The following is a 26,374-nucleotide window of genomic DNA, read 5'->3' on the forward strand; positions in this document are numbered from 1 at the left end:
CAGCCGGCGCGGCCGCCGACGTCAGCGACGGTTGCCCCGCCAGCCGTGCACCGGAAGGTCGAACTTGGCCACCAGACGCGCGGTGAACGACCGGTCCCGCAGCCGGACGACGCGTACCGGCAGGGCGCCCCGCCGCACCGTGACCCGGGCGCCGGGAGGCAGGTCGTAGACCCGCCGCCCGTCGCAGCAGAGCACAGCCAGCGTGGTGAACGGGTCGACGGTTATCGTCATGGTGGAGGTGGGGGCCGTCACCAGCGGCCGGCTGAACAACGCGTGCGCGCTGATCGGCACCAGCAGCAGCGCCTCCACCTCGGGCCAGACCACCGGCCCCCCGCCGGAGAAGGCGTACGCGGTGGAACCGGTGGGCGTGGCGCAGACCACGCCGTCGCAGCCGTACCGGGACAGCGGCCGCCCGTCGACGTCCACCAGCAGTTCCAGCATCTGGGCCCGCTCGCCCTTCTCGACGCTGATCTCGTTGAGGGCCCACGACTCGATGGTCGGCCCGCCGTCGAATTCGGCGGTCACGTCGAGGGTGAGTCGTTCGTCGACGCTGTAGTTGCGGCTGACCACGTCACGGACCGCCACGTCGAGATCGTCGATCTCCGCCTCGGCGAGGAACCCGACCTTGCCGAGGTTGATGCCGAGCAGCGGCACCTTCGCCGGCCGGGCCAGTTCCGCGGCGCGCAGGAACGTGCCGTCCCCGCCGAGGGCGAAGACGATCTCGGCTCCCTCGGCCGCCTCCGGCCCGGTCACCGGTACCGTGCCCGGCAGGTCGAGGTCCTCGGCCTCCTCGGCCACCACCCGCACCTCGAATCCGGCGGCGATCAGGTCCGCGGCAACCGTACGGGCATGCTCGGTGCTGCGCCGTCGGCCGGTGTGCGTCACCAGCAGGGCGGTGCGGGTCACCGTGGCCCCTGCCCGGGAACACCGCGCCGATGGTCGGCTCGCCGGGACCGGCTCACGCGGCCGCCCCGCTCCGCGCACCGGCGGCCCGAGCCGCCACGCCGCTGTGCCAGACGGTTCGCTCGCTCACGCCGCCGCCCCGCTCCGCGCGCCGGCGACGCGAGCCGCCACGCTGCTGCGCCAAACGGTTCGCTCGCTTCGCTCGCTCACGTGGCCACCTCCTCCGTCGCCTCGTCCGGCCCGTCGCCGGACGGCACCGGGCCGCGTGGCCCGGCCGTCACCACGGTCCGTACCCGGTCCGGGTCGGCCGGTGGCGCATCCCGGCGTAACCATACGAAGAACTCGACGTTGCCGCTCGGCCCGGGCAGCGGGCTGGCCGCCAGGTCCGCCAGCCCCAACCGCAGCGTCGCCGCCGCCGTGGCGACGTCCAGCACCGCCTGCGCCCGAAGCTCCGGATCGCGCACCACCCCACCGGCGCCGACCCGCTCCCGACCCACCTCGAACTGCGGTTTGACCATCAGGGCCAGGTCACCGTCGGCGCGGGTGCACGCCGCCAGGGCCGGCAGCACCAGCCGCAACGAGATGAACGACAGGTCGGCGACGGTCAGGTCGACCGGGCCACCGATCGACTCGGGAGTCAGCGTCCGCACGTTCGTGCGTTCGTGAACCCGCACCCGGGAGTCGTTCCGCAGCGACCAGGCCAGCTGGCCGTAACCGACGTCGACCGCGACCACCTCGGCGGCGTCGGCGCGGAGCAGCACATCGGTGAAGCCGCCGGTGGACGCGCCGGCGTCGAGGCAGCGTCGACCGGCCACCACCAGCCCGGCGGGGGCGAAGGCGGCGAGCGCGCCAGCCAGCTTGTGCCCACCCCGGGAAACGTACTCCGAGGTCGGGTCGGCACCGCTGACCAGCAGCGGATCGGCCGGATCGACCATGGCGGCGGCCTTGCGGGCCGGCACCCCACGCAGCTGCACGCGGCCGGCCTCCACCAGCGCGACCGCCTGCTCGCGGGAGCGGGCCAGACCGCGACGGACGAGTTCGGCGTCCAACCGGTTACGCCGTGCCATGGACGGACGCGCCTCCTCAGGCCTGGTCGATGGTGGCCAGCGTCTCCCGCAGCGTCTGGTACGCGGCCTCGTACTGGGCGATCTGGTCGGCCGGGCCCAGCGTCGCGGCGTTGGCGATCGCCCGCACGGCGGCCTCGACGGCCGGATGAGCGTCGTCCTGCCCGTTCTCACCGGTCCAGCGCTGCGGCGGTGGGCCGGGGCGTGGACCGGTCGGACCCGGTCGGGGCGCGGTCATGCCGCCACCGTGCGCGGGGCCGGACCAGCCCGGTGGCCGGGGACCGTGTCGCCGACAGGGCGGCCGGTCACGCGACACCGTCCGGGCGCGGCGGGCGCGGCGGTGCGGCCTTGGCCGGTCGCGGCGCCGGCTCACCATCGGCGGTACGCACGACCGTTCCGCCTCCCTTCGTGCCCACGGTCTTCTTCGCCACCGCCTTCTTCGCCACCGCCTTCTTCGCCACCGCCTTCTTGGCGACCGCCTTCTTGGCGACCGCCTTCTTGGCGACCGCCTTCTTGGCGACCGCCTTCGTCGGTGGGGCCGCGGCGGCGGTCGGCGGGGTGCCCACGGAGGGGCTGTCGGCGGAGCCTGCGGTTGTCGCGAGGCCGGGCGCGGTGCCGCTGGCGGGGGCCCCGCCGGTAACCCGGAGTTGGCGTTCCAGCTCCCGCACCCGGCGGTCCAGCTCGGCGACCTCCTCGGCGGTGGCCAGGCCCACCACACCGAGCGCCCGCTCGACCTCGAACCGCACCAGCTTGGTCAGGGCCTCGCGGTTGGCCGCGCCGGTCGACCGCAGCTCCTCGGCCAGGGTCTGCAGCTGTGCGGCCGTGGCACCGGTCGATCCCATCGCTCGGCGTACCGCGTCCTGTGCCTTCTTTCGGGGCGCCTCCGTCAGGCCCATGGCCAGTTCGAGGTAGGCGCGCCACGCGTCCTGCATGCCTGAGTCCTTTCGCCCGACGGCTGTGCACGTGTCACGCTACCGGGCCGTCGGAACCGTCCCGTGGGGTACGGTGCCGGGAGACGACGTGGTGTGGCGAGGAGGCGATCGGTGGCCACGGTGGACGAGTGTCGGCAGGCGTTGCAGGATCTGGCCGCCCGGCTCGAACGCAACGCGGAGACCGTCCGTGATCGCGTGGACCTGGATCGCACGCTGGCCTGCCGGATCACCGACCTCGAGACCGCCTTCCACGGTCGGATCACCGGCGGCCGGCTGGTGGAGCTCGCCGACGGCGACGACCCGAAGGCGAAGATCGCCATGAGCACCACCAGCGACGATCTGGTGGCCCTGGTGCGCGGTGACCTCGACGTCACCCGCGCGGTCGCCAACCGCCGCGTGTCGATCAAGGCCAACCCGTTCGACCTGATGAAGCTGCGCAAGCTGCTCTGAGCCGGTCAGGAGACCAGGCCGAGTCGCTCCAGCGCCTGCCCCGCCGCCGGCGACGCCGGCCGGACCGGGCCGGCCCGGTGGCCGCGCCAGGCAGCCGCACAGAGCGCGGCGAGCGCGTCCAGTGCACGCCCCGACCCGGACAGTCGCCACTCGTCGGTTCCGGTGCTCACCTGCCAGCCGCCGTGGTCGGCGTCCGGTGCCGGCACCCGCACCACACCATCGGCGTCGAAGAGCCCGGTCAGGTCCCACGAGACGTACGTCGGCCGTCGCTCGGCGGGCGCGGCGAGCAGCTCGGCGGCGTCACTGACCCCGGTGAGGACCAGCAGGCTGTCCAGGCCGGCCCGGTTCGCGCCCTCGATGTCGGTGTCCAGCCGGTCACCCACGACCACCGTCCGGCCACCGTCCGCCCGCCGAGCGGCGGTGGCGAACAGCTCGGGTGCGGGCTTGCCGACGATCTCGTCCGGGTCCCGGCCGAGCGCGGTGGCCAGCGCGGCCACCAGGGCGCCGTTGCCGGGCAACGGGCCACGCCCGCTGGGCAGGGTGCGGTCGGTGTTCGTGGCCACCCAGGTCGCGCCGGCCCGTACCGCCACCGCCGCCTCGGCCAGATCGGCCCAGCCCACCTGCGGGCCGTACCCCTGGATGACCGCGACCGGGGCCTCGTCGGCGGTGGCGACCGGCTTGAGGCCGGCCTCGCTGATCTCGGCACGCAGCGCCTCGGCCCCCACCACGAGCACCTTCGCGCCGGCCGGCAGCCGCTCACCCAGCAGTTGGGCGGCCGCGGCGGCACTGGTGAGGACCTCCTCCGGTCGGGCCGGCACGCCCATCCCGGTGAGCAGGTCGGCCACGTCGGCGGCGCGACGCGAGGCGTTGTTCGTCGCGTACGCGACCGCGCGGCCCTCACCGTGCAGCCGCGCGACCGTCTCGACCGCGCCGGGAATCGGCTGGTCGATCAGGTAGATCACCCCGTCCAGGTCGAAGACGACCAGGGCGTAACCGTCGACCAGCCGGTCCCCGCTCATCGCTGCCGTGCCTCCGGTTCCTCGGTCCCCTCCGCCTCGCGGGAGGTCCCGGGTGCCGCCTCCGCGTCCGCGTTCCGCTCATCGTCGGTGCCCGGCGGGTCGGCCGGCGGGTTCTGGGCCGTGGGGTCCGCGTCGCCCGTCGCCTCGGCCACCGGCTCGTCGGACCCGAGGTCGTCCTGGTCGCCGTCTGCGGTCATGCTCGACGCGTCGGCGTCCGGACGGGCCGGCACCGCGCCAGGGGCACCCGGACCAGCAGCCAGTTCCTCGGCCACCTCGTCCTCGTCGTCGCCCTCGATGACCACACCGTCGAGTTCGAGCAGCCGCTCGGCGGCGTCGGTCTCCGCCTCGGCGTCCACCTCCGCCGCACGGGAGAACCACTCCCGCGCCTCGGTCCGCCGTCCCACGGCCAGCAGAGCGTCGGCGTACGCGTACCGCAGTCGTGCCGTCCACGGCTGCACGGCGTCGGTGGTCAGCTCGGGAACCTGGAGCATCGCCACGGCGGCGTCCCGCTGGCCGAGATCGCCACGGGCGCCGGCAGCGACGATCAGCAGTTCGATGGCGACGGCCGGATCGAGCTTCTCCTGGTCGGCACCACGGAACAGGTCGATGGCGCGCTCGGGTCGGCCCAGTGCCCGCTCGCTGTCCGCGATCACCGCAAGGTGGCTCTGCGCACCGCTCATCCGGTGGTACGTCCGCAGCTCGGCGATCGCCGACTGCCACTCCCCCGCGTGGTAGGCGGCCAAGCCGACAGCCTCCCGTACCGCGGCGATCCGTGATGCGAGCCGTCGAGCGGCAAGTGCGTGGGCGAGCGCCTCGGCCGGGTCCTCGTCGATCAGTTGCCCGGTCGCCACGAGGTGCCGGGCAACGGTCTCCGCGACCGGCTTCGCCAGCGACAGCAGCTCGGCGCGGACGTCCTTGTCCAGGTCGGTCGCGACGATCTCATCAGGCAGCGCCGGCGCCTCCGTACGCCCCTCCTCGGCCGAGCCGGGTCCGTCCGCACGCCGTCCAAAGCGACGCTCACCGTCCCGGTCGTCCCGGAATCCGCCGCCACGGCGGTCGCCGCCACGCTCATCCGCGCCACGACGGAATCCACCGTCGCGGCGCTCGGCGAAGCCACCCGCTCCGCGAGCACTCTCCCGGTCCTGGAAGCCACCCTCACGGCGCTCACCCCGGAACCCGCCCTCGCGCCGGTCGCCCCCACGGAAGCCACCGTCACGCCGGTCACCGCTACGGAAGCCACCCTCACGACGGTCGTCGCGGTCACCGCCCCGGAAGCCGCCCTCACGCCGGTCACCATCGCGGAAGCCGCCCTCACGACGGTCGCCGCCCCGGAAACCACCGTCGGGACGCTCGCCGCCGCTAGCACGATCGCTGCCCCGGAAGCCGCCCTCACGCCGGTCGCCCCCACGGAACCCGCCCTCACGCCGGTCGCCCCCACGGAACCCGCCCTCACGCCGGTCGCCCCCACGGAACCCGCCCTCACGCCGGTCGCCCCCACGGAAGCCGCCCTCACGACGGTCGCCGCCCCGGAAACCACCGTCGGGACGCTCGCCGCCGCTAGCACGATCGCTGCCCCGGAAGCCGCCCTCACGCCGGTCGCCCCCACGGAAGCCACCGTCACGCCGGTCACCATCGCGGAAGCCGCCCTCACGCCGGTCGCCCCCACGGAACCCGCCCTCACGCCGGTCACCGCCCCGGAAACCACCGTCACGCCGGTCACCATCGCGGAAACCGCCCTCACGACGCTCACCGCCACGGAAACCGCCCTCACGACGCTCACCGCCACGGAAACCGCCCTCACGACGCTCACCGCCACGGAAACCGCCCTCACGACGCTCACCATCGCGGAAACCGCCCTCACGACGGTCACCGCCACGGAAACCACCGTCGCGGCGCTCGCCGTCCGCGCCGCGATCGTTGCCCCGGAAGCCACCCTCACGGCGGTCTCCGTCTCGACGGAAGCCGCCGCCGTCACGGCGTTCGCTACGGAACCCGCCGGTTGCGCGGTCGCCGCTGCGGAAGCCGCCGGAGCGCTCGCCGTCGTCGCGGCGGAACCCGCCCTCACGGCGGTCGGAGTCGCGACGTTCTCCGGCTCGGAAGCCGCCGGTGCCACGGTCCCGGTCGCCGGAGCCGTCGCGCCCGCGGAAGCCACGGTCACTGCGGTCGCCCCGGTACCCACCGCCCGAGCGGTCACTGTCCCGGGAGCCGCCCTCACGGCGGTCACCGTCTCGACGGAAGCCGCCGGACCGGGAGCGGTCGCTGCCGTACCCGCGGTCGTCGCGAGAACCTCGATCCTCTCCCCGGTCCTGGCGCGACGGGCGGTCGTCGCGGCGAGGTCCGCCGTCCCGATCCGCCGGTCGACCCTGGTAACCCCGGGGGCGGTCCCCGCCCTGAGGTGCTGAACTCACAGGTACATCCTTCCTGAGTACGCCGTATCAACGACGCAACGCAGTCGAGGGCCGACCCGATTCCGGGTGGCCCTCGACTGTGACGTGTGTCCGGCGGTGTCCTACTCTCCCACACCCTCCCGGGTGCAGTACCATCGGCGCTGGAGGGCTTAGCTTCCGGGTTCGGAATGAGACCGGGCGTTTCCCCTCCGCCATGACCGCCGTAACCTTATCAACATGTCAAACAACACCGTTCGCCGACACCATCGTGTCAGGGGTGTGTTGTTTGTTTGTTGTGAGTTACACAGTGGACGCGAGCGATCGTTGTAGTCAAGTCCTCGGCCTATTAGTACCGGTCAACTGAACCCGTTACCGGGCTTACATTTCCGGCCTATCAACCCAGTCGTCTAGCTGGGGGCCTTACCCACCCGAAGGTGGTGGGATACCTCATCTTGAAGCAGGCTTCCCGCTTAGATGCTTTCAGCGGTTATCCCTTCCGAACGTAGCTAACCAGCCGTGCCCCTGGCGGGACAACTGGCACACCAGAGGTTCGTCCGTCCCGGTCCTCTCGTACTAGGGACAGCCCTTCTCAAGTATCCTACGCGCACGGCGGATAGGGACCGAACTGTCTCACGACGTTCTAAACCCAGCTCGCGTACCGCTTTAATGGGCGAACAGCCCAACCCTTGGGACCTGCTACAGCCCCAGGATGCGACGAGCCGACATCGAGGTGCCAAACCATCCCGTCGATATGGACTCTTGGGGAAGATCAGCCTGTTATCCCCGGGGTACCTTTTATCCGTTGAGCGACACCGCTTCCACACGCAAGTGCCGGATCACTAGTCCCGACTTTCGTCCCTGCTCGACCCGTCAGTCTCACAGTCAAGCTCCCTTGTGCACTTGCACTCAACACCTGATTGCCAACCAGGCTGAGGGAACCTTTGGGCGCCTCCGTTACCCTTTAGGAGGCAACCGCCCCAGTTAAACTACCCACCAGACACTGTCCCTGAACCGGATAACGGTCCGAAGTTAGATACCCGAATCAACCAGAGTGGTATTTCAAGATTGCCTCCACCCATACTGGCGTATGAGCTTCACCGGCTCCCACCTATCCTACACAAGCCGACTCAAATACCAATGTCAAGCTATAGTAAAGGTCCCGGGGTCTTTCCGTCCTGCCGCGCGTAACGAGCATCTTTACTCGTACTGCAATTTCGCCGGGCCTGTGGTTGAGACAGTGGGGAAGTCGTTACGCCATTCGTGCAGGTCGGAACTTACCCGACAAGGAATTTCGCTACCTTAGGATGGTTATAGTTACCACCGCCGTTTACTGGCGCTTAAGTTCTCCGCTTCGCCCCGAAGAGCTAACAGGTCCCCTTAACGTTCCAGCACCGGGCAGGCGTCAGTCCATATACATCGAATTACTTCTTCGCATGGACCTGTGTTTTTAGTAAACAGTCGCTTCCCCCTGCTCTCTGCGGCCATACAACGCTCCACCCGCGCGGGGCTTCACGTCTCCGGCCCCCCTTCTCCCTAAGTTACGGGGGCAATTTGCCGAGTTCCTTAACCACAGTTCGCCCGATCGCCTCGGTATTCTCTACCTGACCACCTGTGTCGGTTTGGGGTACGGGCCGCTCGAAACTCGCTAGAGGCTTTTCTCGGCAGCATAGGATCACTGACTTCACCTGAATCGGCTCGGCATCACGTCTCAGCCTCATGACGTGCGGATTTGCCTACACGTCGGCCTACACGCTTACCCCGGCACAACCACCGGCCGGGCTCAGCTACCTTCCTGCGTCACCCCATCGCTTGACTACTACCCGCCAGGTTCCCACGCTCCCCACCCTCAACCCGAAGGTCTTGGATGGTTTGGGTGGTTAGCACAACGAGGTTCGTCAGGGACGCTCCTTCGCGGGTACGGGAATATCAACCCGTTGTCCATCGACTACGCCTCTCGGCCTCGCCTTAGGTCCCGACTCACCCAGGGCGGATTAACCTGGCCCTGGAACCCTTGGTCATCCGGCGGAAGGGTTTCTCACCCTTCTTTCGCTACTCATGCCTGCATTCTCACTCGTGCCGCGTCCACAACTAGGTCACCCTGCTGCTTCACCCCCGGCACGACGCTCCCCTACCCACCCACACACCTGCACACCACCCCGAAGAGTGATGCGAAGTCATAGTGTGAGTGCCACAGCTTCGGCGGTGTGCTTGAGCCCCGCTACATTGTCGGCGCGGAACCACTTGACCAGTGAGCTATTACGCACTCTTTAAAGGGTGGCTGCTTCTAAGCCAACCTCCTGGTTGTCTATGCGACCCCACATCCTTTTCCACTTAGCACACGCTTAGGGGCCTTAGCTGGTGATCTGGGCTGTTTCCCTCTCGACTACGAAGCTTATCCCCCGCAGTCTCACTGCCGCGCTCTCACTTACCGGCATTCGGAGTTTGGCTGATTTCGGTAAGCTTGTAGGCCCCCTAGACCATCCAGTGCTCTACCTCCGGCAAGAAACACACGACGCTGCACCTAAATGCATTTCGGGGAGAACCAGCTATCACGGAGTTTGATTGGCCTTTCACCCCTAACCACAGGTCATCCCCCAACTTTTCAACGTTGGTGGGTTCGGCCCTCCACACGGTCTTACCCGCGCTTCAGCCTGCCCATGGCTAGATCACTCCGCTTCGGGTCTAGAACATGCGACTCAAACGCCCTCTTCAGACTCGCTTTCGCTACGGCTCCCCCACACGGGTTAACCTCGCCACATGCCACTAACTCGCAGGCTCATTCTTCAAAAGGCACGCCGTCACCCCGCAAGGCTCCGACGGATTGTAGGCGAACGGTTTCAGGTACTATTTCACTCCCCTCCCGGGGTACTTTTCACCATTCCCTCACGGTACTCGTCCGCTATCGGTCACCAGGAAGTATTTAGGCTTACCAGGTGGTCCTGGCAGATTCACGGCAGATTTCAGGAGTCCGCCGCTACTCGGGAACACCCACAGAAGACCAGCTGCTTTAACCTACCGGACTATCACCGTCTACGGTCAGCCTTTCCAGACCATTCAGCTAACAACTGGCTTTATAACTCCTTTGGTGGTTGTCAGCCCACCACATGAGGTCCCACAACCCCGACCACGCAACCCCTGACAGGTATCACACGCAACCGGTTTAGCCTCAATCCGCTTTCGCTCGCCACTACTCACGGAATCACTATTGTTTTCTCTTCCTACGGGTACTGAGATGTTTCACTTCCCCGCGTTCCCTCCACACACCCTATGAGTTCAGGTGCAGGTGACATCACATGACTGATGCCGGGTTACCCCATTCGGACACCCTGGGATCACAGCTCGGTTGACAGCTCCCCCAGGCCTATCGCGGCCTCCCACGTCCTTCATCGGCTCCTGGTGCCAAGGCATCCACCGTTCGCCCTTGACAACTTGACCACAAAGATGCTCGCGTCCACTGTGCAATTCTCAACAAACAACCAACCCACAACCCACCGTCTCCCACCAGCCCGGCCACCGCCGGCGGTATGAGAAACCAGGCCATGCCTGGCGCCTCGACAAGCTCCCGCTCGCCACAAGGCTCCGAAAGACCAACCACCATCGGTTGTTCCTTCAGGACCCAACAGGGTGCCCTACATCCCTCCCAGCCGCACCGGAACCCCGTTCCCACCACCACAGTGGCTGTACTAAGAAAACTCCGGCCGTTGCCAGGACAAGACTCGCCAGTGTCTCCGCCAACGAGCACCCCACCATCACACTCGGACAGTGCGGGCTCCATACCCGCCTTCGCGGGATGGTGCTCCTTAGAAAGGAGGTGATCCAGCCGCACCTTCCGGTACGGCTACCTTGTTACGACTTCGTCCCAATCGCCAGCCCCACCTTCGACGGCTCCCTCCACAAGGGTTGGGCCACCGGCTTCGGGTGTTGCCGACTTTCGTGACGTGACGGGCGGTGTGTACAAGGCCCGGGAACGTATTCACCGCAGCGTTGCTGATCTGCGATTACTAGCGACTCCGACTTCACGGGGTCGAGTTGCAGACCCCGATCCGAACTGAGACCGGCTTTTTGGGATTCGCTCCACCTCACGGTATCGCAGCCCATTGTACCGGCCATTGTAGCATGCGTGAAGCCCTGGACATAAGGGGCATGATGACTTGACGTCATCCCCACCTTCCTCCGAGTTGACCCCGGCAGTCTCCCATGAGTCCCCAACCGAATTGCTGGCAACATGGGACGAGGGTTGCGCTCGTTGCGGGACTTAACCCAACATCTCACGACACGAGCTGACGACAGCCATGCACCACCTGTCACCGGCCCCGAAGGACCCCACATCTCTGTGAGATTTCCGGCGATGTCAAACCCAGGTAAGGTTCTTCGCGTTGCATCGAATTAATCCGCATGCTCCGCCGCTTGTGCGGGCCCCCGTCAATTCCTTTGAGTTTTAGCCTTGCGGCCGTACTCCCCAGGCGGGGCGCTTAATGCGTTAGCTGCGGCACAGAGAACCGGAGAGGCCCCCCACACCTAGCGCCCAACGTTTACAGCGTGGACTACCAGGGTATCTAATCCTGTTCGCTCCCCACGCTTTCGCTCCTCAGCGTCAGTATCGGCCCAGAGACCCGCCTTCGCCACCGGTGTTCCTCCTGATATCTGCGCATTTCACCGCTACACCAGGAATTCCAGTCTCCCCTACCGAACTCTAGCCTGCCCGTATCGACTGCAGGCCCGCAGTTGAGCCACGGGTTTTCACAGTCGACGCGACAAGCCGCCTACGAGCTCTTTACGCCCAATAAATCCGGACAACGCTCGCGCCCTACGTCTTACCGCGGCTGCTGGCACGTAGTTGGCCGGCGCTTCTTCTGCAGGTACCGTCACTCGCGCTTCGTCCCTGCTGAAAGAGGTTTACAACCCGAAGGCCGTCATCCCTCACGCGGCGTCGCTGCATCAGGCTTCCGCCCATTGTGCAATATTCCCCACTGCTGCCTCCCGTAGGAGTCTGGGCCGTGTCTCAGTCCCAGTGTGGCCGGTCGCCCTCTCAGGCCGGCTACCCGTCGTCGCCTTGGTAGGCCATCACCCCACCAACAAGCTGATAGGCCGCGAGCCCATCCCAAGCCGAAAAACTTTCCACCCACAAACATGCGTCCGCAAGTGAATATTCGGTATTAGCCCCGGTTTCCCGGGGTTATCCCAAAGCCTAGGGCAGGTTGCTCACGTGTTACTCACCCGTTCGCCGCTCGAGTACCCCGAAGGGCCTTTCCGCTCGACTTGCATGTGTTAAGCACGCCGCCAGCGTTCGTCCTGAGCCAGGATCAAACTCTCCAACAAAAACCTGTTGAACAATCCATCCCAGCAACAAACAAAATTGTTGCCAAAGGAACCCGAACCAACCAGCAAAACTGGCCAGCCCGGAACATAAAACCAATTTGGCACTGGCTTATCAAGCACCCTGTTGAGTTCTCAAAGAACAACCACACACCATCAGACAACCCACCACAGGCCACCATCCGGGGCACCACACCCGACCACAACCGCACCGGGCACTTTTACTACGTTACCCGCTGGTTTCTGTCGTGTCAAACCGACTTGCATCGGTCTGTCGCAACTTCCACCCATTTCTCCGGGCACCACGATCAAGCCGGCTCTCGCCATTCCTGTCGTGGTTGTGGCAGGCCAGCCGTTGCGGTCTCCCGCGAGCGCGCCTGGGGCCCTGCCGGTCGTCAACCATACCCGGTCGGTTTCGCCCCGCCAAATCCGCCTCCCGACGAATCTGGGGCACCACCCGGTTCGAGCGCCTGGCCGTAGCCTCTTGGCCCGAAAGGTCTACCTGCACTCCGGCCTGAGGCTTTCGCCCCGTTCGTCCGTTCCGCGCTGGCAGAGAGAAAGTTACGCGCCCGGCGGATTGATCGTCAAATCCGTCAGGCGCGTCCCGCGTCACACCTGCTGGGCAGGGTCAGGACTCGACCTCCACACCGGCGAAGGAGCGCTTGCCCCGCCGGAGCACGAGGTACCTGTCGTGCAGCAGATCCGCCGGCGAGACCACAGCGTCCGCCGCGACGACGCGGACGTTGTTGACGTAGGCGCCGCCTTCGGCGATCACCCGCCTGGCCTCCTTCATGCTCGGCACCAGGCCGGACTCCTTGAACAGGGTGGCCACGTCCGGCAGGTCGGCGAGGCGTACCAGTCCGGCCTCGGTGAGGGCGGCGCGCAGCGTCACCGCCGACAGCTCGTCAAGTGAGCCCCGACCGAAGAGCGCCTGACTGGCCGCTACCACCTGTGCCATCTCCCGCTCACCGTGCACCAGGGTGGTCAACTCCTCGGCGAGAGCGCGCTGAGCGGCCCGGGACGCCGGCCGCTCCGCCGTCTCCTTCTCCAGCTCCTCCAGTTCCTCCCGGCTGCGGAAACTGAAGTAGCGCAGGTAACGGCCCACGTCCCGGTCGTCGACGTTGATCCAGAACTGGTAGAAGGCGTACGGGCTGGTCATCTCGGGATCGAGCCAGATCGCGCCGCCCTCGGTCTTGCCGAACTTCGAGCCGTCCGACCTGGTCACCAGCGGGGTGGTGAACGCCTGGACCGGCCCGAGCCCGCGTCGCCGGACGTAGTCGACTCCGGCGGTGATGTTTCCCCACTGGTCCGAGCCACCGAACTGGAGCTGGCAGCCGTGCCGCCGGTGCAGCTCGAAGAAGTCGTTGGCCTGGAGCAGCTGGTAGCTGAACTCGGTGAAGCTGATCCCGCTCTCCAGCCGGGCCCGGACCACCTCACGGGCCAGCATCCGGTTGACGGGGAAGTGCTTGCCCACGTCACGTAGGAACTCCACCACCGACATCTCGCCGGTCCAGTCCAGGTTGTTGACCAGGCGGGCGGCATGGTCCCCGGTGTACGACACGAAGGGCGCGAGCTGGTCACGGATCCGCTGCACCCAGCTCGCCACGACCTCCGGCGGGTTGAGGGTCCGTTCCGCGCTCTCCTTCGGATCGCCGATCTGACCGGTCGCCCCGCCGACCAGCAGCAGCGGCCGGTGCCCGGCGAGTTGGAGGCGACGGGCGGTGGTGACCTGCATCAGGTGGCCGACGTGCAGGCTCGGCGCGGTCGGGTCGAAGCCTACGTAGAAGGCGGCTCCCGGGCCGTCGAGCAGCGTGCGCAGCTCGTCCGGATCGGTGGAGTCCTGGAGCAGACCCCGCCAGCGCAGGTCATCGGTCAGGGAGTCCCGCCGGACCGGCGGGAGGGTGCTGTCGGTCACGGTCACCGATTGTCCCCCATCAGCCCGGTCCGGCCCTACCGGGTTCCGGCGACAGGCACCGGCACTAGGCTGACGAGTCCAAGATCGTGGAGGTGGCCGTGGACGTGTCGACGATGTCGGGTGGCTTCTTCGCCCTGCTCGGACTGGAGTTGGACGAGATCAGCGGGGACCGGGTCACGATCCGCTGGCGGGTCCGCCCGGAGCTGCACCAGCCGTACGGCATCCTGCACGGCGGGGTTCACTGCTCGGTGGTGGAGACGGCGGCGAGCCTGGGGGCCGGTGTCTGGCTGGGTGAGCGCGGGCGGGTGGTCGGGGTGTCCAACCAGACCGACTTCCTACGGGCCGTGGGCGAGGGTGAGCTGGTCGCGGTCGGCACCCCGGTGCACCGGGGGCGGAGTCAGCAACTGTGGCAGGTGGAGATCACGGACGCGGACGGGCGGCTGGTCGCCCGCGGCCAGGTCCGCCTGCAGAACCTCTACCCGACCGCCGACTGACAGGGCGGGTAGAACACCGTCGGCCCGGGAACCGGGCGCACCCCGACCGCCGCTCATCGTCGCCGCCATGCCTGAGCGGCGCTGAAGGCGGTTTCGGGTAGATGGCGGCTTTCGCGGCGTTATCGTCGCGTCGATGACCGAGCCCGCACCGCCGACGTGAGGAAGCTTCTCGCCGCCACGCTCGGCATCCTGTCCGCGGTCGGCGGCTTCGTCGACATCGGCGACCTGGTCGCCGCCGGTCAGGCCGGGGCCCGCTTCGGCATGGCGCACACCTGGGTGCTGCTGCTCGGGGTCGTCGCCATCTGCGCGTACGCGGAAATGGCCGGACGGATCGCGGCGGTGACCGGGCGGGCGGTGTTCGACCTGGTCCGGGAGCGGCTCGGCGCGCGGATGGCACTGCTCAACCTGGTGGCGTCGTACCTGGTCACGGTGATCACCCTGGCCGCCGAACTGGGCGGGGTGGCGCTGGCGTTGCGGCTGGCCACCGGCGTGCCGTACCTGCTCTGGGTGCCGGTCGCCGGGATCGCGGTCTGGCTGGTGCTGTGGCGGATGCGGTTTCCGGTGATGGAACGGGTCTTCGGGCTGGCCGGACTCGCCCTGGTGGTGTTCGCCGTCGCCCTGTTCTGGCTGCCGACCGACTGGGCGGCGCTCGGCCGCGGTGCGGTGACACCTGGCGACTCGGGTCAGGGATGGGGGGCGTACTGGTTCGTCGCGGTGGCGCTGTTCGCCTCGACGGTCAGCCCGTATGAGGTCTTCTTCTTCTCCTCAGGTGGGGTCGAGGAACGGTGGAGCGCCACCGACCTGGCCGACGCCCGCTTCGGCGTGCTCGTCGGCTTTCCGATCGGCGGCTTCCTCGCGCTGTCCCTGATCGCCACGGCGACGGTGGTGCTGCGTCCCGCCGGCCTGTCGGTGGACGGCCTCGACCAGGTCGCGCAGCCGGTGGTGCTGGCCTTCGGCTCGGCCGGCCTGGCCGTGGCCGCATTGGCGTTCTTCGCGGTCACCTTCGGTGCCGCGTTGGAGACCGGTCTGTCCGCCGCGTACGCCGCCGCGCAGTACTTCGGCTGGCAGTGGGGCAAACGGGTGAGCCCGCACGAGGCGGCCCGCTTCCACACGGTGCTGCTGGTAAGCGTGCTGCTCGGGGTGCTCATCCTGCTCACCACGGTCGACCCGGTGACCCTCACCGAATACATGCTGATCATCAGCGCGGTGGCGTTACCGCTGATCTACCTGCCGATCCTGGTGGTCGCCAACGACCGCACGTACCTCGGTGACCGGGTCAACGGCCGAGCTCTCAACCTGCTGGGCGCGGTGCTGTTGCTGGTCATCCTCGCCGCCTCGATCGTCGCCGTGCCGCTGGCGATCGGTACGAGGATGGGCCAGTGAGGATCCAGATCAGCCAGGAGCTGCTCGACCGGCAACTGGTCGACCGGGACGGGCGGCTGATCGGCAAGGTCGACGACGTGGAGTTCGCGCTCGACGCGGACGGGGTGCCGTACCTGCGGTCGTTGCTCAGCGGGCCGGGCGCGCTCGGGCAGCGGGTCGGCGGTCGCCTCGGCCGGATGCTGGTGCTGACCGCCGAGCGATTCGTCACGGACCGGCCGATGGCGCCGCTACGCATCCCGTACGCGCTCGTCGAACGGGTCGACAGTGCGGTGTGGCTGCGGGTGCGGGCCGACGAACTGCCCACCTCGCCGGTGGAGCAGTGGTTGCGCCGGCACGTGATCGATCGGATTCCGGGAGCGCACCGTGCGAGCGGGTGACCTGTTGGGGCGTACCGCGTACGACCCTCAGGGCCGGCGCGTGGGTCGGGTGGTGGACCTCGTGCTGCGCGGCCCTGCCGACGGCCCGCTGCGGCTGACCGACCTGGTCGTCACCCGGCACTGGTACGGCCGGTTGAGTGGACGGCTCATCGGTCCGCAGCGGCACCCGTCCGGCCCCTGGGCGATCCGCGCGCTGGCCCGACTGCTCGCTCGGAGCACCTGGCAGGTGCCGGTGCACCGGGTGCGGTTGGACCCACCGCTGCCTGGTCGGCCCGATCCGGGTCGGCCGCACGACGCCGACCCGGATCCTGCCTGAGCAGGCCGTGCGTGGCTGCGCCGGCGGCCGGCACGGTTTCTCAGTGCCGGGTGCCGTCCAGCACCGACGGGGAGTCGGCCGGCGGGCCCGCCGCGTCGTCCGGCTGCGCCTCGGGCTCGTCCAACGTCGCCGGCCCGGTCGTCTCGGCAGCGTCCGGGTCCGCGGATCCCGTTGCCGTACGACGCAGCCGCACCCCGGAGACCGCGCGGTCGTCGGCGAGCGTCACCTCCAGCCGCCAGCCGTCAACGGTGAGCTGCTCCCCGGCGTGGGGGATCCGGCCGAGACCGGCCAGCAGCAGCCCGGCCACGGTGGTGTAGTCGCCGTCCGGCCGCCCGGGCAGCTCCACGCCGATGTCGGGCAGGTCGTGGACGGGGAAGGTGCCCGGCAGCAGCAGCGCCCCGTCGGCGTCGGTGCGGACCGCACCGACATCCCGGTCGGTCTCGTCGTAGATCTCCCCGACGATCTCCTCGAGGATGTCCTCCAGCGTGACGATGCCCTCGACGGCGCCGCGCTCGTCGACCACCAGGGCCATGTGCTGGCGTTCGGCCTTGAACCGGCGCAGCGCGTCGACCACCGGCACCGAGTCCGGCAGCAGCAGCGGCGGGCGGGCGTACTCGTCGACCGGCTGATCGTCACCGACGCCGACCAGATCCCGCAGGTGGATGACGCCCACCGAGTCGTCCAGGCCGCCGTGGCGTACCACCGGCGCGCGGGAGTGCCCGGAGGCGGCCAGCACGAGTCGGGCAGCCTCCGCGGTGGTGCCGCTGTCCAGGCAGAAGACCCGCAGCCTCGGCACCAGCACCGCCCGCAGCCTGCGCTCGGCGATCTCCACCGCGCCGGCGATGATGGTCTGCTGCTCCTTGGTGAAGCCGTGGTGGCCGGCCACGATGTCGCGCAGCTCGTCCGGACTGATCTCGTCCCGCTCGGGCTTGGGGTCCAGGCCGACCAGCCGTACCACCAGGTCGCTGGTGGCACCGAGCACCCAGACGACCGGCCGGGTGAAGGCGGCGAGCAGATCCAGCGGACGGGCGACGAGCAGCGCCCACCGCTCCGGGACCTGCATGGCGATCCGCTTCGGGGCCAGCTCACCGAAGACCAGGGTGACGAAGGTCAGCACCAGCGTGACGAGCACCACGGAGATCGGGCCGGCGGCCCGGCCGAAGACGCCGTCCAGCAGGGGAACCAGCGGCTTGGCCAGTGACACCGCGGCGGCGGCCGAGGCGAGGAACCCGGCAAGCGTGATGCCGATCTGGATGGTGGCCAGGAACCGGTTCGGATCGCGGGCCAGCCGGGCCAGCACCCGACCCGTGCGCCCGCTGCGTTCCAGTCGCTGGACCTGGCTGTCGCGCAACGACACCAGCGCCAGCTCGCTGCCGGCGAAGATCGCGTTCACCACGATCAGGACCGCGACCAGGGCCAGCTGGCTCCAGTAGCTCTGCACGCCTGGTTCTCCCTCGCTGGACCACGCCCCGTGGCGCCGCCGGTGGCGGCCCCGCCGGCGTAGCGGAGCCTATGCCCACTCGCTCCGGCGGTGAATCATCACCAGGTGGGGCGGGGGCGCGCTTCAGCCCTGCGGCAGCGCCGGCGCCGGCAGGTCCAGCACGTACGACTCCCCCGCGCGGCGGAACCCGAGGCGGTGGTAGTACGGGGCGATCATGCCCGGCGGGCTCAGCACCTGACGGAACCCACGGTCGGTGAACAGGCTGCTGCGCCGGTAGACGAACTCGCCGGGGGTGAAGTCACGAAACGGTGGGGTGACGTAGTCCAGGTCGACCTGGGCCACCCCGTCGCCGACGTCGCGGACCAGCACCACACCGACGACCTCGTCGGCGCGTACCACGAGGAAGGCCGAACGATCGACCGGCCGGTCCGGACGGAAACCCGGGTTGAACCGGGCGATGTCGGCGGCGTGCACCCGCAGCGTGTGGGCCAGGAACGCGTCGTCGGCACCCACCTGCACCACCTGGTAGGTCTGCTCGTCGTGGCGGGTGGTGAGCAGCCGCCGCAGGTACCAGATGTTGATCACGGCCAGCACCACGTTCAGCCCGACCATGGGCCACACCCGGATCGTGGCGTTGTAGCCGATCAGGACGGCACAGCCGACCAGGTTGAGGGCGCGCAGCCGCAGAATGCGCGTCTGCAGCAACGACCAGACCAGCAACGCGGAGCCGGCCCAGCCGACCAGTTCCAGCCAGTTCACCCCGCGAGGGTAGTCGCTGCCCTGGTCAGGCCGGGTGCCAGGGGCGGATCACGCCGGGTCGGTGTCGGGTGCGGCCGGCAGTTCCAGGACGTACTCGTCGACGTCGTGACCGCGACCCGGGGCGTACGCCCGGTCGGTTCCCCGGACGACGAAGCCGCAGCGGCGCAGCACCGCCAGCGACGCGGCGTTGTCGGTGACCGTCCGCGCGAACAGTGGCCGGCGGGTGACCTCCCGCAGCAGCGCGGTCAGGGCGCGGGTGGCGTAGCCACGGCCCCAGTGCGCCCGGTCGATCCAGTAGCTGACCTCGAACTCGTCGCCGACCGGGAAGGCCAGCACGTGACCGACCACCGTGCCGTCGACGGTCACCGTGCGGGCCAGGTTGTCCGGGCCGGTGAGGATGCGGACCCAGTGCGCGGCGAACGCCCGCCGGTCCGTCGGGTCCGCGGCGCCGAACGCGGCCATCCGGCTGGCCTCCGGGTCGAGCTGGTGCGTGAAGAACTCCACCAGGTCGTCCTCACGCACCGGGCGCAGCCGCAGGTCATGGGTCACCGGCCGACCATACGCGTTCCGATTGGGGACCACCGACCCGGTTCGGATCGGCTTTCGGCCCTGACCCCGCCAGCGGCGGTGTTGCTACCAACGAGGCAGAGGCATCGACGGCGAAGTGGAGGCCCGGTCATGACCAGGTACGTGTACGACTTCATCGAGGGTGGCCGAGAAATGGCCGGCCTGCTCGGCGGCAAGGGCGCCAACCTCGCCGAGATGACCCGGCTCGGGCTACCGGTGCCGCCCGGCTTCACCGTCAGCACCGACGCCTGCCGGGCGTACCTCGCCGACAAGGCGGTGCCCGACGGGCTGTTCGACGAGGTGAACGCTCATCTGCGGGAGGTCGAGGTGCGGCTGGGCCGGCGGCTCGGCGACCCGGCCGAGCCGCTGCTGCTGGCCGTCCGTTCCGGCGGGCGCTACTCGATGCCCGGGATGATGGAGACGATCCTGGACATCGGGCTCAACGACGCCACCGTGACCGGACTGGCCCGGATCAGCGGCGACGAGCGGTTCGCCTGGGACTCGTACCGCCGGTTGATCCAGATGTTCGGTCGGACGGTGCACGGCGTGCCGGCCGAGGAGTTCGACCGGGAACTGGACGCCTTGCGGGCCACCGCCGGGCCGGACGGGCCGACCGCGGAGCAGTTGCACGGGCTGGTCGAGACGTACAAGAAGGTGTTCGCCGACCGGGTCGGCCACGACTTCCCACAGGCCCCGCACGAGCAGTTGTATCTGGCGATCCGGGCGGTCTTCGAGTCGTGGAACGCCTCCCGGGCGGTGCTCTACCGACGCCGCGAGCACATCTCCGACGACCTGGGCACGGCGGTAAACGTGATGGCGATGGTCTTCGGCAACCTGGGCCCGGACTCGGGTACCGGGGTGGCGTTCACCCGCGATCCGGCCACCGGCGCACCCGGCGTGTACGGCGACTACCTGTCCGACGCCCAGGGTGAGGACGTGGTGGCCGGGGTCCGCAACACGGTCGGGCTGGACGAGTTGTCCCGGCTCGACCCGGCCAGCTACCGGCGGCTGACCGGGATCATGACGACCCTGGAGCGGCACTACCGGGACCTGTGCGACGTGGAGTTCACCATCGAACGGGGCCGGTTGTGGATGTTGCAGACCCGGGTCGGCAAGCGGACCGCGGCGGCGGCGTTCGTGATCGCCGCGCAACTGGCCGACGAGGGTCTGATCAGCTGGGACGAGGCGTTGACCCGGGTCAGCGGGGCCCAACTGGCCCAGCTGATGTTCCCCACCTTCGACCCGCAGGCCACCCCCGAGCCGCTCGCCACGGGCGTCGGTGCCTCGCCCGGGGCCGCCGCCGGCCGGGTGGTCTTCGACAACGCCGCCGCGACCGCGGCGGACGGGCCGGTGATCCTGGTCCGCCGGGAGACCAACCCGGACGACCTGCCCGGCATGATCGCCGCCGCCGGGATCCTCACCGCCCGGGGCGGCAAGACCTCGCACGCCGCCGTGGTCGCCCGAGGCATGGGGCGCACCTGCGTCTGCGGGGCGGAGGCACTGGAAATCGACCCGGAGCACGGCGAGTTCCGGGTCGGCGACACCACGGTCCGGGCCGGTGACCTCATCTCCATCGACGGCACCACCGGGCGGATCTATCTCGGCGAGGTGCCGGTGCGCCCCTCCCCGGTGACCCGCTACCTCGCCGGTGAGCTGGCGCCGGAGTCCGACCGGCTGGTCTCGGCGGTGGACCGGCTGCTGCGGCACGCCGACTCGGTGCGTCGGCTCGGCGTACGCGCCAACGCCGACACTCCCGTCGACGCGACGCGGGCGCGGGCGCTCGGCGCGGACGGGGTGGGGCTGTGCCGGACCGAGCACATGTTCCTCGGTGCCCGCCGGGCCCTGGTGGAGCGGTTGATCCTGGCCGACGGCCTGGATGAGGTCCACGGCGCGCTGGCGGAGCTGCTGCCGTTGCAGCGGGAGGACTTCGTCGCGATCCTCGCGGAGATGGACGGCCTGCCGGTGACCATCCGACTGCTCGACCCGCCGCTGCACGAGTTCCTCCCCCCGTTGCCCGAACTGGCTGCGCGGGTGGCCCGGGCAGAGGCGCTCGGGCAGCACCCGGGTCGCGACGCGGTGCTGCTGGCCGCCGTCCGCCGGATGCAGGAGAGCAACCCGATGCTGGGCCTGCGCGGGGTCCGTTTGGGTCTGGTGGTGCCGGGCCTTTTCGCGATGCAGGTCCGGGCCGTGGCCGAGGCGGCGGCGCGGCGGGTGGCCGAGGGCGGCGACCCGCGCCCGGAAATCATGGTTCCGCTGGTCGTCGACGTGCACGAGCTGGCCGCGGTGCGGGCCGAGGTGGCCGACGTGCTGGCCACCGTGCCGGGTGCGCCGCCGATCCCGGTCGGCACGATGGTCGAGACGCCGCGCGCGGCGCTGACCGCCGGGGCGATCGCGGGCGAGGCGGAGTTCTTCTCCCTGGGCACCAACGACCTGACCCAGACCACGTGGGCGTTCTCCCGCGACGACGGGGAGGGCTCGTTCCTCGGTGACTACCTGGAGCGGGGCATCGTCGAGGCGTCACCGTTCGAGACCATCGACGTCGCCGGGGTGGGCCGGCTGGTCCGCCTGGCGGTGGCCGAGGGCCGCGCGGCGCGACCCGGGCTGACGGTCGGGGTCTGCGGCGAGCACGGCGGTGACCCGGAGTCGGTGGAGTTCTTCGCCGAGGCCGGACTCGACTACGTCTCCTGCTCGCCGTACCGGGTGCCGATCGCCCGCCTGGCCGCCGGCCGGGCCGCGGTGGCACCGGACTGCGTCGGCTCCGACGCCCGATAGGAGGTACCCGAGATGACCGCCATCTTCAATGCCACCGGGTCGGTGCCGCTGGCCCAGCCCCGACCGGCCCCGGAAACGGCGCCGCAGCCGGCAGTGCCGCTGTCGGTCGGGCCGGTGCTTGAGCTGCCCGGCACGCCGCCGGCCGCGCTGGTGCCGGTGACCCGCGACGGACGTCCGGTCGGCGTGTTCGTCGCCACCGGCGGGCGCGTCCGGTACCGGCCGCTGCCCGATCCGGACCGGCTGCTGGTCGCCGCGGCGGGGGTGTTGACCGTCGGACTGGTCACCGCCGGCGTCACGGCGCTGGGCCGGCGGCGACCACCCGCCGTCGGTCGGCTGAGCATGGGACCGGGCGGCTGGGTCAGCTTCCGGGGCGTCCGCACACCGCCGCCGCGGGCCGCCCGCCCCTGGTGGGCCCGCCTGCTCCGGGCCCACCGGCTGGTCGCCGAACGCTGACTTCGGCCCCGGCGAGCACTTCCGGTGACGGTGCTGCCTCCTCCTCGGACGCAGGCAGCACCGTCACCGATGTTGCACGGATCGTGCACGACGTCGGCCGAGCCGTCGGTACCCGGCCCCGGGCGAGCAGCGTGCCGGCGTCACCGACGTGGGAGGGGCCGGCAGGGCCGTTGGTCCCGAGGCGCGCGGGCGGATCGCCCCTGCCGGGCGGCACCGGCCTCGGCGAGGCTGGTGTCGAAAGGGGCGGGCCGTCGGGGTGCGCCCGATACACAGGGCGGAGCGGACGGTGACCGGACAGGTCCAGGTCGCGGACGGTGACGTACGCGGGGAGAGCATCGTCGTGACGGCACCCGCCACCGGGCTCAGCTCGACCGAGGCCGCCCGGCGGCTACAGGCGGACGGCCCCAACGCCGCCGCCGCACCGCCCCGCCGACATCTGGCGACCCGGATCCTGCATCAGCTCTCCGACCCCCTGGTCGCCCTGCTGCTGGCCGCCGCCGTGGTCACCACGGTGCTGCGGGACTACCCCGACACCGTGGTGATCCTGCTCGTGGTCGCCGTGAACACGGCGATCGGGGTGGTGCAGGAGGTACGCGCCGACCGGGCCATCGCCGCGCTCGACCAGCTCGCCGCACCGACCGCCCGAGTGGTGCGGGACGGCCGGGACGCGGTGCTGCCCGCCACCGATCTGGTCCGGGGCGACCTGGTCCGGGTCGAGGCCGGCGACGTGGTCCCGGCCGACCTGCTGCTGCACGACACGAGCCGGCTGCACCTGGACGAGTCGGCGCTGACCGGCGAGTCGGTACCGGTGTCCCGGGCGGCGGGCGAGGAGGCCAGCGCCGGCACGGTGGTGACCACCGGTCGGGCCGTCGGCACGGTGGTGCGCACCGGCGCGACGAGTGCGCTGGGGCGGATCGCCACCCTGGCGGCCAGCACCCGGCCGACGGCGACCCCGTTGCAACGCCGGCTCGCCTCGCTCGGCCGGTTCCTCGGCGTCGTCGCCGTGGTGTTGTCCGGGCTGGTCTTCGCCGTCGGCGTGCTCAGCGGTCGCCCCCTGGTGGACATGGCGGTCACTGCGGTGAGCCTGGTGGTCGCCGCGGTGCCGGAGTCGCTGCCGGCGGTGGTGACGCTGGCGCTGGCGCTGGGGGCACGTCGGATGGCGGCGGCCCGGGCGATCCCCCGCCGGCTGCACGCGGTGGAGACGCTCGGCTCGGTCACCGTGATCGCCTCGGACAAGACCGGCACCCTGACCGAGGGACGGATGGCCGTGCAGTCGGCGGTCACCGGCGACGGTGCCGTCTTCGGTGTCACCGGCAGCGGGTACGCCCCGCACGGCACGGTGCACCGCGACGGCGCGCCGGTGGCGGTGCCGGACGAGCTGCGTCGGTTGGCCCGGGCGGGGCTGCTCTGCAACGACGCGACCCTCGCCCCGCCGACCGAGCAGCGACCCCGGTGGGGTGCGGTGGGCGATCCGCTGGAGGCGGCCCTGGTGGCCTTCGCGGCCCGTTGCGGCCTGGATCCACAGACCACCCGCAACGCCTGGCCCCGGGTCGCCGAGCACCCCTTCGACCAGCAGTTGCGCCGCATGACCACGGTGCACCGCTCCTGCGACCGTCGCTACCTGGTGGTGTGCAAGGGCGCCCCGGAGAACGTGCTCACCGCGCCGCTGCTCGACGCCGACGCCGACGAGTTGGCCGCCCTGACCGCCGCGGCGCACCGGCTGGCCGGTGCCGGGCTGCGGGTGCTGGCGTTGGCCGCCGCCGTGGTGGACACCGCGCCGGCCGACCCCGCGTATCCCGAGGGGTTGCGCCCGCTGGGTCTGGTCGCCGTCGGCGATCCGCTGCGCGCCGCGGCGCCGGACATCGCCGACGGTTTCGCCGACGCCGGCGTGCGGCTGGTGCTGGTCACCGGCGACCATCCGGCCACCGCGGCGGCCATCGCCGGTCAGCTGGGGCTGTGGAGCGAGGGCGACCCGGTGGTACGCGGCGACGACGGTGATCCCGCCGCGGCACCACCGGCGACCCGGGTGTACGCGCGTACGCAGCCGGAGCAGAAGCTCGACATCATCGCCGGGTTGCAGTCCCGGGGGCATGTGGTGGCGATGACCGGCGACGGCGTCAACGACGCGCCGGCGTTGCGCCGGGCCGACATCGGGGTGGCGATGGGTGGCGGTACCGAGGTGGCCCGGCAGGCGGCCGACCTGGTGCTGGTGGACGACGACCTGTCCACGGTGACCGCCGCGATCGGTGAGGGTCGCCGGATCTACGACAACATCCGCCGGTTCCTGCGCTACGCCCTCTCCGGTGGGGTGGCCGAGATCGCGGTGATGCTGCTCGGGCCGCTGTTCGGCCTGCCCGTGCCGCTGCTGCCGGCCCAGATCCTCTGGATCAACCTGCTCACCCACGGGGTGCCCGGGGTGGCGCTGGGCGCCGAACCGGCCGAGCCGGGCTCCCTGCGGCGGGTGCCACGCTCGCCGCAGGAGTCGGTGCTCGGCGCGGGGCTGGGCCGGCAGATCCTGGTCGGCGGAGCGCTGATCGCGGCGGTGACCCTGGGCGCGGGCGTGCTCGCCGCCCACTGGGACCGACCCTGGCAGTCGGTGATCTTCATCGTTCTCGGCCTGGCGCAGCTCGGGGTCGCGCTGGCGGTCCGCGCGCCACGACCGGCCGGACAGCGGCGGGGCAACCTGGCGCTGCCGCTCGCGGTCGCCGCCTCCGCGCTGCTCCAGGTGGCCGGGGTGCTGCTGCCGCCGCTGCGGGAGCTGCTCGGCACCGAGGTACTCGGCGTCACCGAGCTGCTGGCCTGTGCCGCGGTGAGCGTCCTGCCCGGCCTGGCGCTGCGGCTGACCCGGCGTACGTCGGGCACGGATCTGTCCACCCTGACGCCGTCGGTACGCGAGGCTGACAGCGGAGTCGAGAAGGAGATGCGATGACCAGCAACACCGGCGCCCCCGTCGTGGTGGGCGTGGACGGTTCCGAGATCGCCCTGCACGCGGTGCGCGCCGCCGCGCGGGAGGCCGCGTACCGGCACCGTCCGCTGCGCGTCGTGCACGCGTTCATCTGGCCGCTGATGGGCGTGCCGCTGGGTCCCGCGCCGGGCGCGCCGGCCGATGGTGGGCTACGCAACCAGGCCGAGCGGCACCTCGCCGACGCCGTCGCCGAGGCCGGAAAGGTCGCCCCTGAGGTGGCGGTGACCGCCGAGGTGGTCGACGGGTCGGCGAGCAGCGTCCTGCTCGCCGAGGCCCGGGACGCGGCGCTTGTCGTCCTCGGCAACCGTGGCCTGGGCGGCTTCGCCGGGTTGCTGCTCGGCTCGGTGGCCGTGCAGGTCAGCGCCCACGCCGACGGACCGGTGCTGGTGGTGCGGGGCGAGTCGCGGGCGGACGGGCCGGTGGTGGTCGGCGTCGACGGTTCGGAGCTGTCCCAGGAGGCCGTCCGGTTCGCCTTCGAGGAGGCGGCGTGGCGCGGCACCGAGCTGGTCGCGGTGCACGCCTGGCTCTATCCGACGCCGGTCGGTCCCGGTGACATCCTGCCCCTGGTCTACGACCTGGACGCCTTCCGGGACGAGGAGGAGCGCGTCCTCGCCGAGGCGGTGGCCGGCTGGTCCGAGCGGTATCCGGAGGTGCCGGTGCGGCGGCGGTTGGTGCGCGGTTCCCCGGGCCGGGCGCTGGTGGAGGAGTCCCGCACCGCCCAGTTGGTGGTGGTCGGCGCGCGGGGACGTGGCGCGCTGGGTGGGCTGCTGCTCGGCTCGGTCAGCCACGCCGTGCTGCACCACGCCCACTGCCCGCTGGCAATCGTCCGGAAGCTGCGTACGGTCGAGGGGACCTGACCGG

The 26,374-nt window shown here is 70.3% G+C and carries 20 protein-coding genes and 3 rRNA genes; 10 read left to right on the top strand and 13 right to left on the bottom strand.

Going from position 1 to position 26,374, the window contains the following annotated elements; translation table 11 throughout:
• Window positions 1-21: 21 nt before the first annotated feature.
• The 4 genes from O3597_RS14375 to O3597_RS14390 all read right to left on the bottom strand — a co-directional run bounded on the left by O3597_RS14375 (window position 22) and on the right by O3597_RS14390 (window position 2,899).
• Window positions 22-906: an NAD kinase gene (locus O3597_RS14375; protein ID WP_164450072.1), complete on the bottom strand. Its 885-nt coding sequence runs from the start codon at window positions 904-906 to the stop codon at window positions 22-24.
• Window positions 907-1,109: 203 nt separating this feature from the next.
• Window positions 1,110-1,970 (bottom strand): TlyA family RNA methyltransferase, encoded by an 861-nt coding sequence (locus O3597_RS14380; RefSeq protein WP_164450071.1) that lies wholly within the window; start codon window positions 1,968-1,970, stop codon window positions 1,110-1,112.
• A gap of 16 nt (window positions 1,971-1,986) precedes the next feature.
• The gene (locus O3597_RS14385) at window positions 1,987-2,205 is read right to left on the bottom strand and encodes a hypothetical protein (protein WP_164450070.1); all 219 of its coding nucleotides are present in this window, start codon (window positions 2,203-2,205) and stop codon (window positions 1,987-1,989) included.
• A gap of 67 nt (window positions 2,206-2,272) precedes the next feature.
• Window positions 2,273-2,899, bottom strand: a complete 627-nt coding sequence (locus O3597_RS14390; RefSeq protein ID WP_281601460.1) for a hypothetical protein — start codon at window positions 2,897-2,899, stop codon at window positions 2,273-2,275.
• Window positions 2,900-3,010: 111 nt separating this feature from the next.
• Here O3597_RS14390 and O3597_RS14395 point away from each other — a divergent pair, with 111 nt between their 5' ends.
• Complete coding sequence (locus O3597_RS14395; protein WP_164450069.1) at window positions 3,011-3,349, top strand: SCP2 sterol-binding domain-containing protein; 339 nt, start codon at window positions 3,011-3,013, stop codon at window positions 3,347-3,349.
• A 5-nt stretch (window positions 3,350-3,354) separates the two neighbouring features.
• Here O3597_RS14395 and O3597_RS14400 read toward each other — a convergent pair whose 3' ends face one another.
• Together O3597_RS14400 and O3597_RS14405 are read right to left on the bottom strand one after the other, a co-directional pair.
• The gene (locus O3597_RS14400; protein WP_281601461.1) at window positions 3,355-4,368 is read right to left on the bottom strand and encodes an HAD-IIA family hydrolase; all 1,014 of its coding nucleotides are present in this window, start codon (window positions 4,366-4,368) and stop codon (window positions 3,355-3,357) included.
• Window positions 4,365-5,258, bottom strand: a complete 894-nt coding sequence (locus O3597_RS14405) for a Replicase polyprotein 1ab (RefSeq protein ID WP_281604540.1) — start codon at window positions 5,256-5,258, stop codon at window positions 4,365-4,367. The genes O3597_RS14400 and O3597_RS14405 overlap by 4 nt, the downstream gene beginning before the upstream one ends.
• On the opposite strand from O3597_RS14405, the gene O3597_RS14410 reads away from it, so the two are divergent.
• Entirely contained in the window at window positions 5,169-6,770 is a 1,602-nt protein-coding gene (locus O3597_RS14410) for a hypothetical protein (protein WP_281604663.1), read from the top strand. The genes O3597_RS14405 and O3597_RS14410 overlap by 90 nt on opposite strands.
• A gap of 94 nt (window positions 6,771-6,864) precedes the next feature.
• Here O3597_RS14410 and rrf read toward each other — a convergent pair.
• From rrf to tyrS, 4 genes are all read right to left on the bottom strand, one after another.
• Window positions 6,865-6,981: ribosomal RNA gene (gene rrf, locus O3597_RS14415) — 5S ribosomal RNA — on the bottom strand.
• Window positions 6,982-7,081: 100 nt separating this feature from the next.
• A 23S ribosomal RNA gene (locus O3597_RS14420) occupies window positions 7,082-10,190 on the bottom strand.
• A gap of 369 nt (window positions 10,191-10,559) precedes the next feature.
• Window positions 10,560-12,074, bottom strand: a 16S ribosomal RNA gene (locus O3597_RS14425).
• The 16S, 23S and 5S rRNA genes sit together here, the layout of an rRNA operon.
• A 625-nt stretch (window positions 12,075-12,699) precedes the next feature.
• Window positions 12,700-13,986, bottom strand: coding sequence for a tyrosine--tRNA ligase (gene tyrS, locus O3597_RS14430; RefSeq protein WP_164445120.1), 1,287 nt, complete (start codon window positions 13,984-13,986; stop codon window positions 12,700-12,702).
• A gap of 113 nt (window positions 13,987-14,099) precedes the next feature.
• Here tyrS and O3597_RS14435 point away from each other — a divergent pair, with 113 nt between their 5' ends.
• The 4 genes from O3597_RS14435 to O3597_RS14450 all read left to right on the top strand — a co-directional run bounded on the left by O3597_RS14435 (window position 14,100) and on the right by O3597_RS14450 (window position 16,556).
• A complete protein-coding gene (locus O3597_RS14435) occupies window positions 14,100-14,480 on the top strand; it encodes a PaaI family thioesterase (RefSeq protein WP_166457921.1) in 381 nt (126 codons plus the stop codon).
• Window positions 14,481-14,636: 156 nt separating this feature from the next.
• Window positions 14,637-15,863, top strand: coding sequence for a divalent metal cation transporter (locus tag O3597_RS14440; RefSeq protein ID WP_281601462.1), 1,227 nt, complete (start codon window positions 14,637-14,639; stop codon window positions 15,861-15,863).
• Complete coding sequence (locus tag O3597_RS14445) at window positions 15,860-16,240, top strand: hypothetical protein (protein WP_164445122.1); 381 nt, start codon at window positions 15,860-15,862, stop codon at window positions 16,238-16,240. Before O3597_RS14440 ends, O3597_RS14445 begins: the two co-directional genes overlap by 4 nt.
• Entirely contained in the window at window positions 16,227-16,556 is a 330-nt protein-coding gene (locus O3597_RS14450; protein ID WP_164445123.1) for a PRC-barrel domain containing protein, read from the top strand. The genes O3597_RS14445 and O3597_RS14450 overlap by 14 nt, the downstream gene beginning before the upstream one ends.
• Window positions 16,557-16,596: 40 nt before the next feature.
• Here O3597_RS14450 and O3597_RS14455 read toward each other — a convergent pair whose 3' ends face one another.
• The 3 genes from O3597_RS14455 to O3597_RS14465 all read right to left on the bottom strand — a co-directional run bounded on the left by O3597_RS14455 (window position 16,597) and on the right by O3597_RS14465 (window position 19,305).
• Window positions 16,597-17,997, bottom strand: a complete 1,401-nt coding sequence (locus O3597_RS14455) for a hemolysin family protein (RefSeq protein ID WP_281601463.1) — start codon at window positions 17,995-17,997, stop codon at window positions 16,597-16,599.
• Between the two features lie 123 nt (window positions 17,998-18,120).
• The gene (locus tag O3597_RS14460; protein ID WP_281601464.1) at window positions 18,121-18,756 is read right to left on the bottom strand and encodes a hypothetical protein; all 636 of its coding nucleotides are present in this window, start codon (window positions 18,754-18,756) and stop codon (window positions 18,121-18,123) included.
• A gap of 48 nt (window positions 18,757-18,804) precedes the next feature.
• Window positions 18,805-19,305: a GNAT family N-acetyltransferase gene (locus tag O3597_RS14465; protein ID WP_164445126.1), complete on the bottom strand. Its 501-nt coding sequence runs from the start codon at window positions 19,303-19,305 to the stop codon at window positions 18,805-18,807.
• A 129-nt stretch (window positions 19,306-19,434) separates the two neighbouring features.
• Here O3597_RS14465 and ppdK point away from each other — a divergent pair, with 129 nt between their 5' ends.
• The 4 genes from ppdK (at window position 19,435) to O3597_RS14485 (ending at window position 26,370) form a co-directional block, all read left to right on the top strand.
• Window positions 19,435-22,095: a pyruvate, phosphate dikinase gene (gene ppdK, locus O3597_RS14470; RefSeq protein ID WP_281601465.1), complete on the top strand. Its 2,661-nt coding sequence runs from the start codon at window positions 19,435-19,437 to the stop codon at window positions 22,093-22,095.
• A gap of 12 nt (window positions 22,096-22,107) precedes the next feature.
• Entirely contained in the window at window positions 22,108-22,548 is a 441-nt protein-coding gene (locus O3597_RS14475; protein ID WP_281601466.1) for a hypothetical protein, read from the top strand.
• Between the two features lie 286 nt (window positions 22,549-22,834).
• The gene (locus O3597_RS14480; RefSeq protein ID WP_281601467.1) at window positions 22,835-25,477 is read left to right on the top strand and encodes a cation-transporting P-type ATPase; all 2,643 of its coding nucleotides are present in this window, start codon (window positions 22,835-22,837) and stop codon (window positions 25,475-25,477) included.
• Window positions 25,474-26,370, top strand: a complete 897-nt coding sequence (locus tag O3597_RS14485) for a universal stress protein (RefSeq protein ID WP_281601468.1) — start codon at window positions 25,474-25,476, stop codon at window positions 26,368-26,370. Before O3597_RS14480 ends, O3597_RS14485 begins: the two co-directional genes overlap by 4 nt.
• Window positions 26,371-26,374: the final 4 nt, after the last annotated feature.

It is taken from the genome of Verrucosispora sp. WMMA2044, from assembly GCF_027497155.1.
Taxonomy (GTDB): Bacteria; Actinomycetota; Actinomycetes; order Mycobacteriales; family Micromonosporaceae; genus Micromonospora; species Micromonospora palythoicola.

Coding starts and splice junctions, on each gene's coding strand:
- O3597_RS14435 (WP_166457921.1), top strand. CDS start 14,100: ATGTCGGGTGGCTTCTTCGCCCTGCTCGGACTGGAGTTGGACGAGATC.
- O3597_RS14385 (WP_164450070.1), bottom strand. CDS start 2,205: ATGACCGCGCCCCGACCGGGTCCGACCGGTCCACGCCCCGGCCCACCG.
- O3597_RS14380 (WP_164450071.1), bottom strand. CDS start 1,970: ATGGCACGGCGTAACCGGTTGGACGCCGAACTCGTCCGTCGCGGTCTG.
- O3597_RS14475 (WP_281601466.1), top strand. CDS start 22,108: ATGACCGCCATCTTCAATGCCACCGGGTCGGTGCCGCTGGCCCAGCCC.
- O3597_RS14485 (WP_281601468.1), top strand. CDS start 25,474: ATGACCAGCAACACCGGCGCCCCCGTCGTGGTGGGCGTGGACGGTTCC.
- O3597_RS14400 (WP_281601461.1), bottom strand. CDS start 4,368: ATGAGCGGGGACCGGCTGGTCGACGGTTACGCCCTGGTCGTCTTCGAC.
- ppdK (WP_281601465.1), top strand. CDS start 19,435: ATGACCAGGTACGTGTACGACTTCATCGAGGGTGGCCGAGAAATGGCC.
- O3597_RS14390 (WP_281601460.1), bottom strand. CDS start 2,899: ATGCAGGACGCGTGGCGCGCCTACCTCGAACTGGCCATGGGCCTGACG.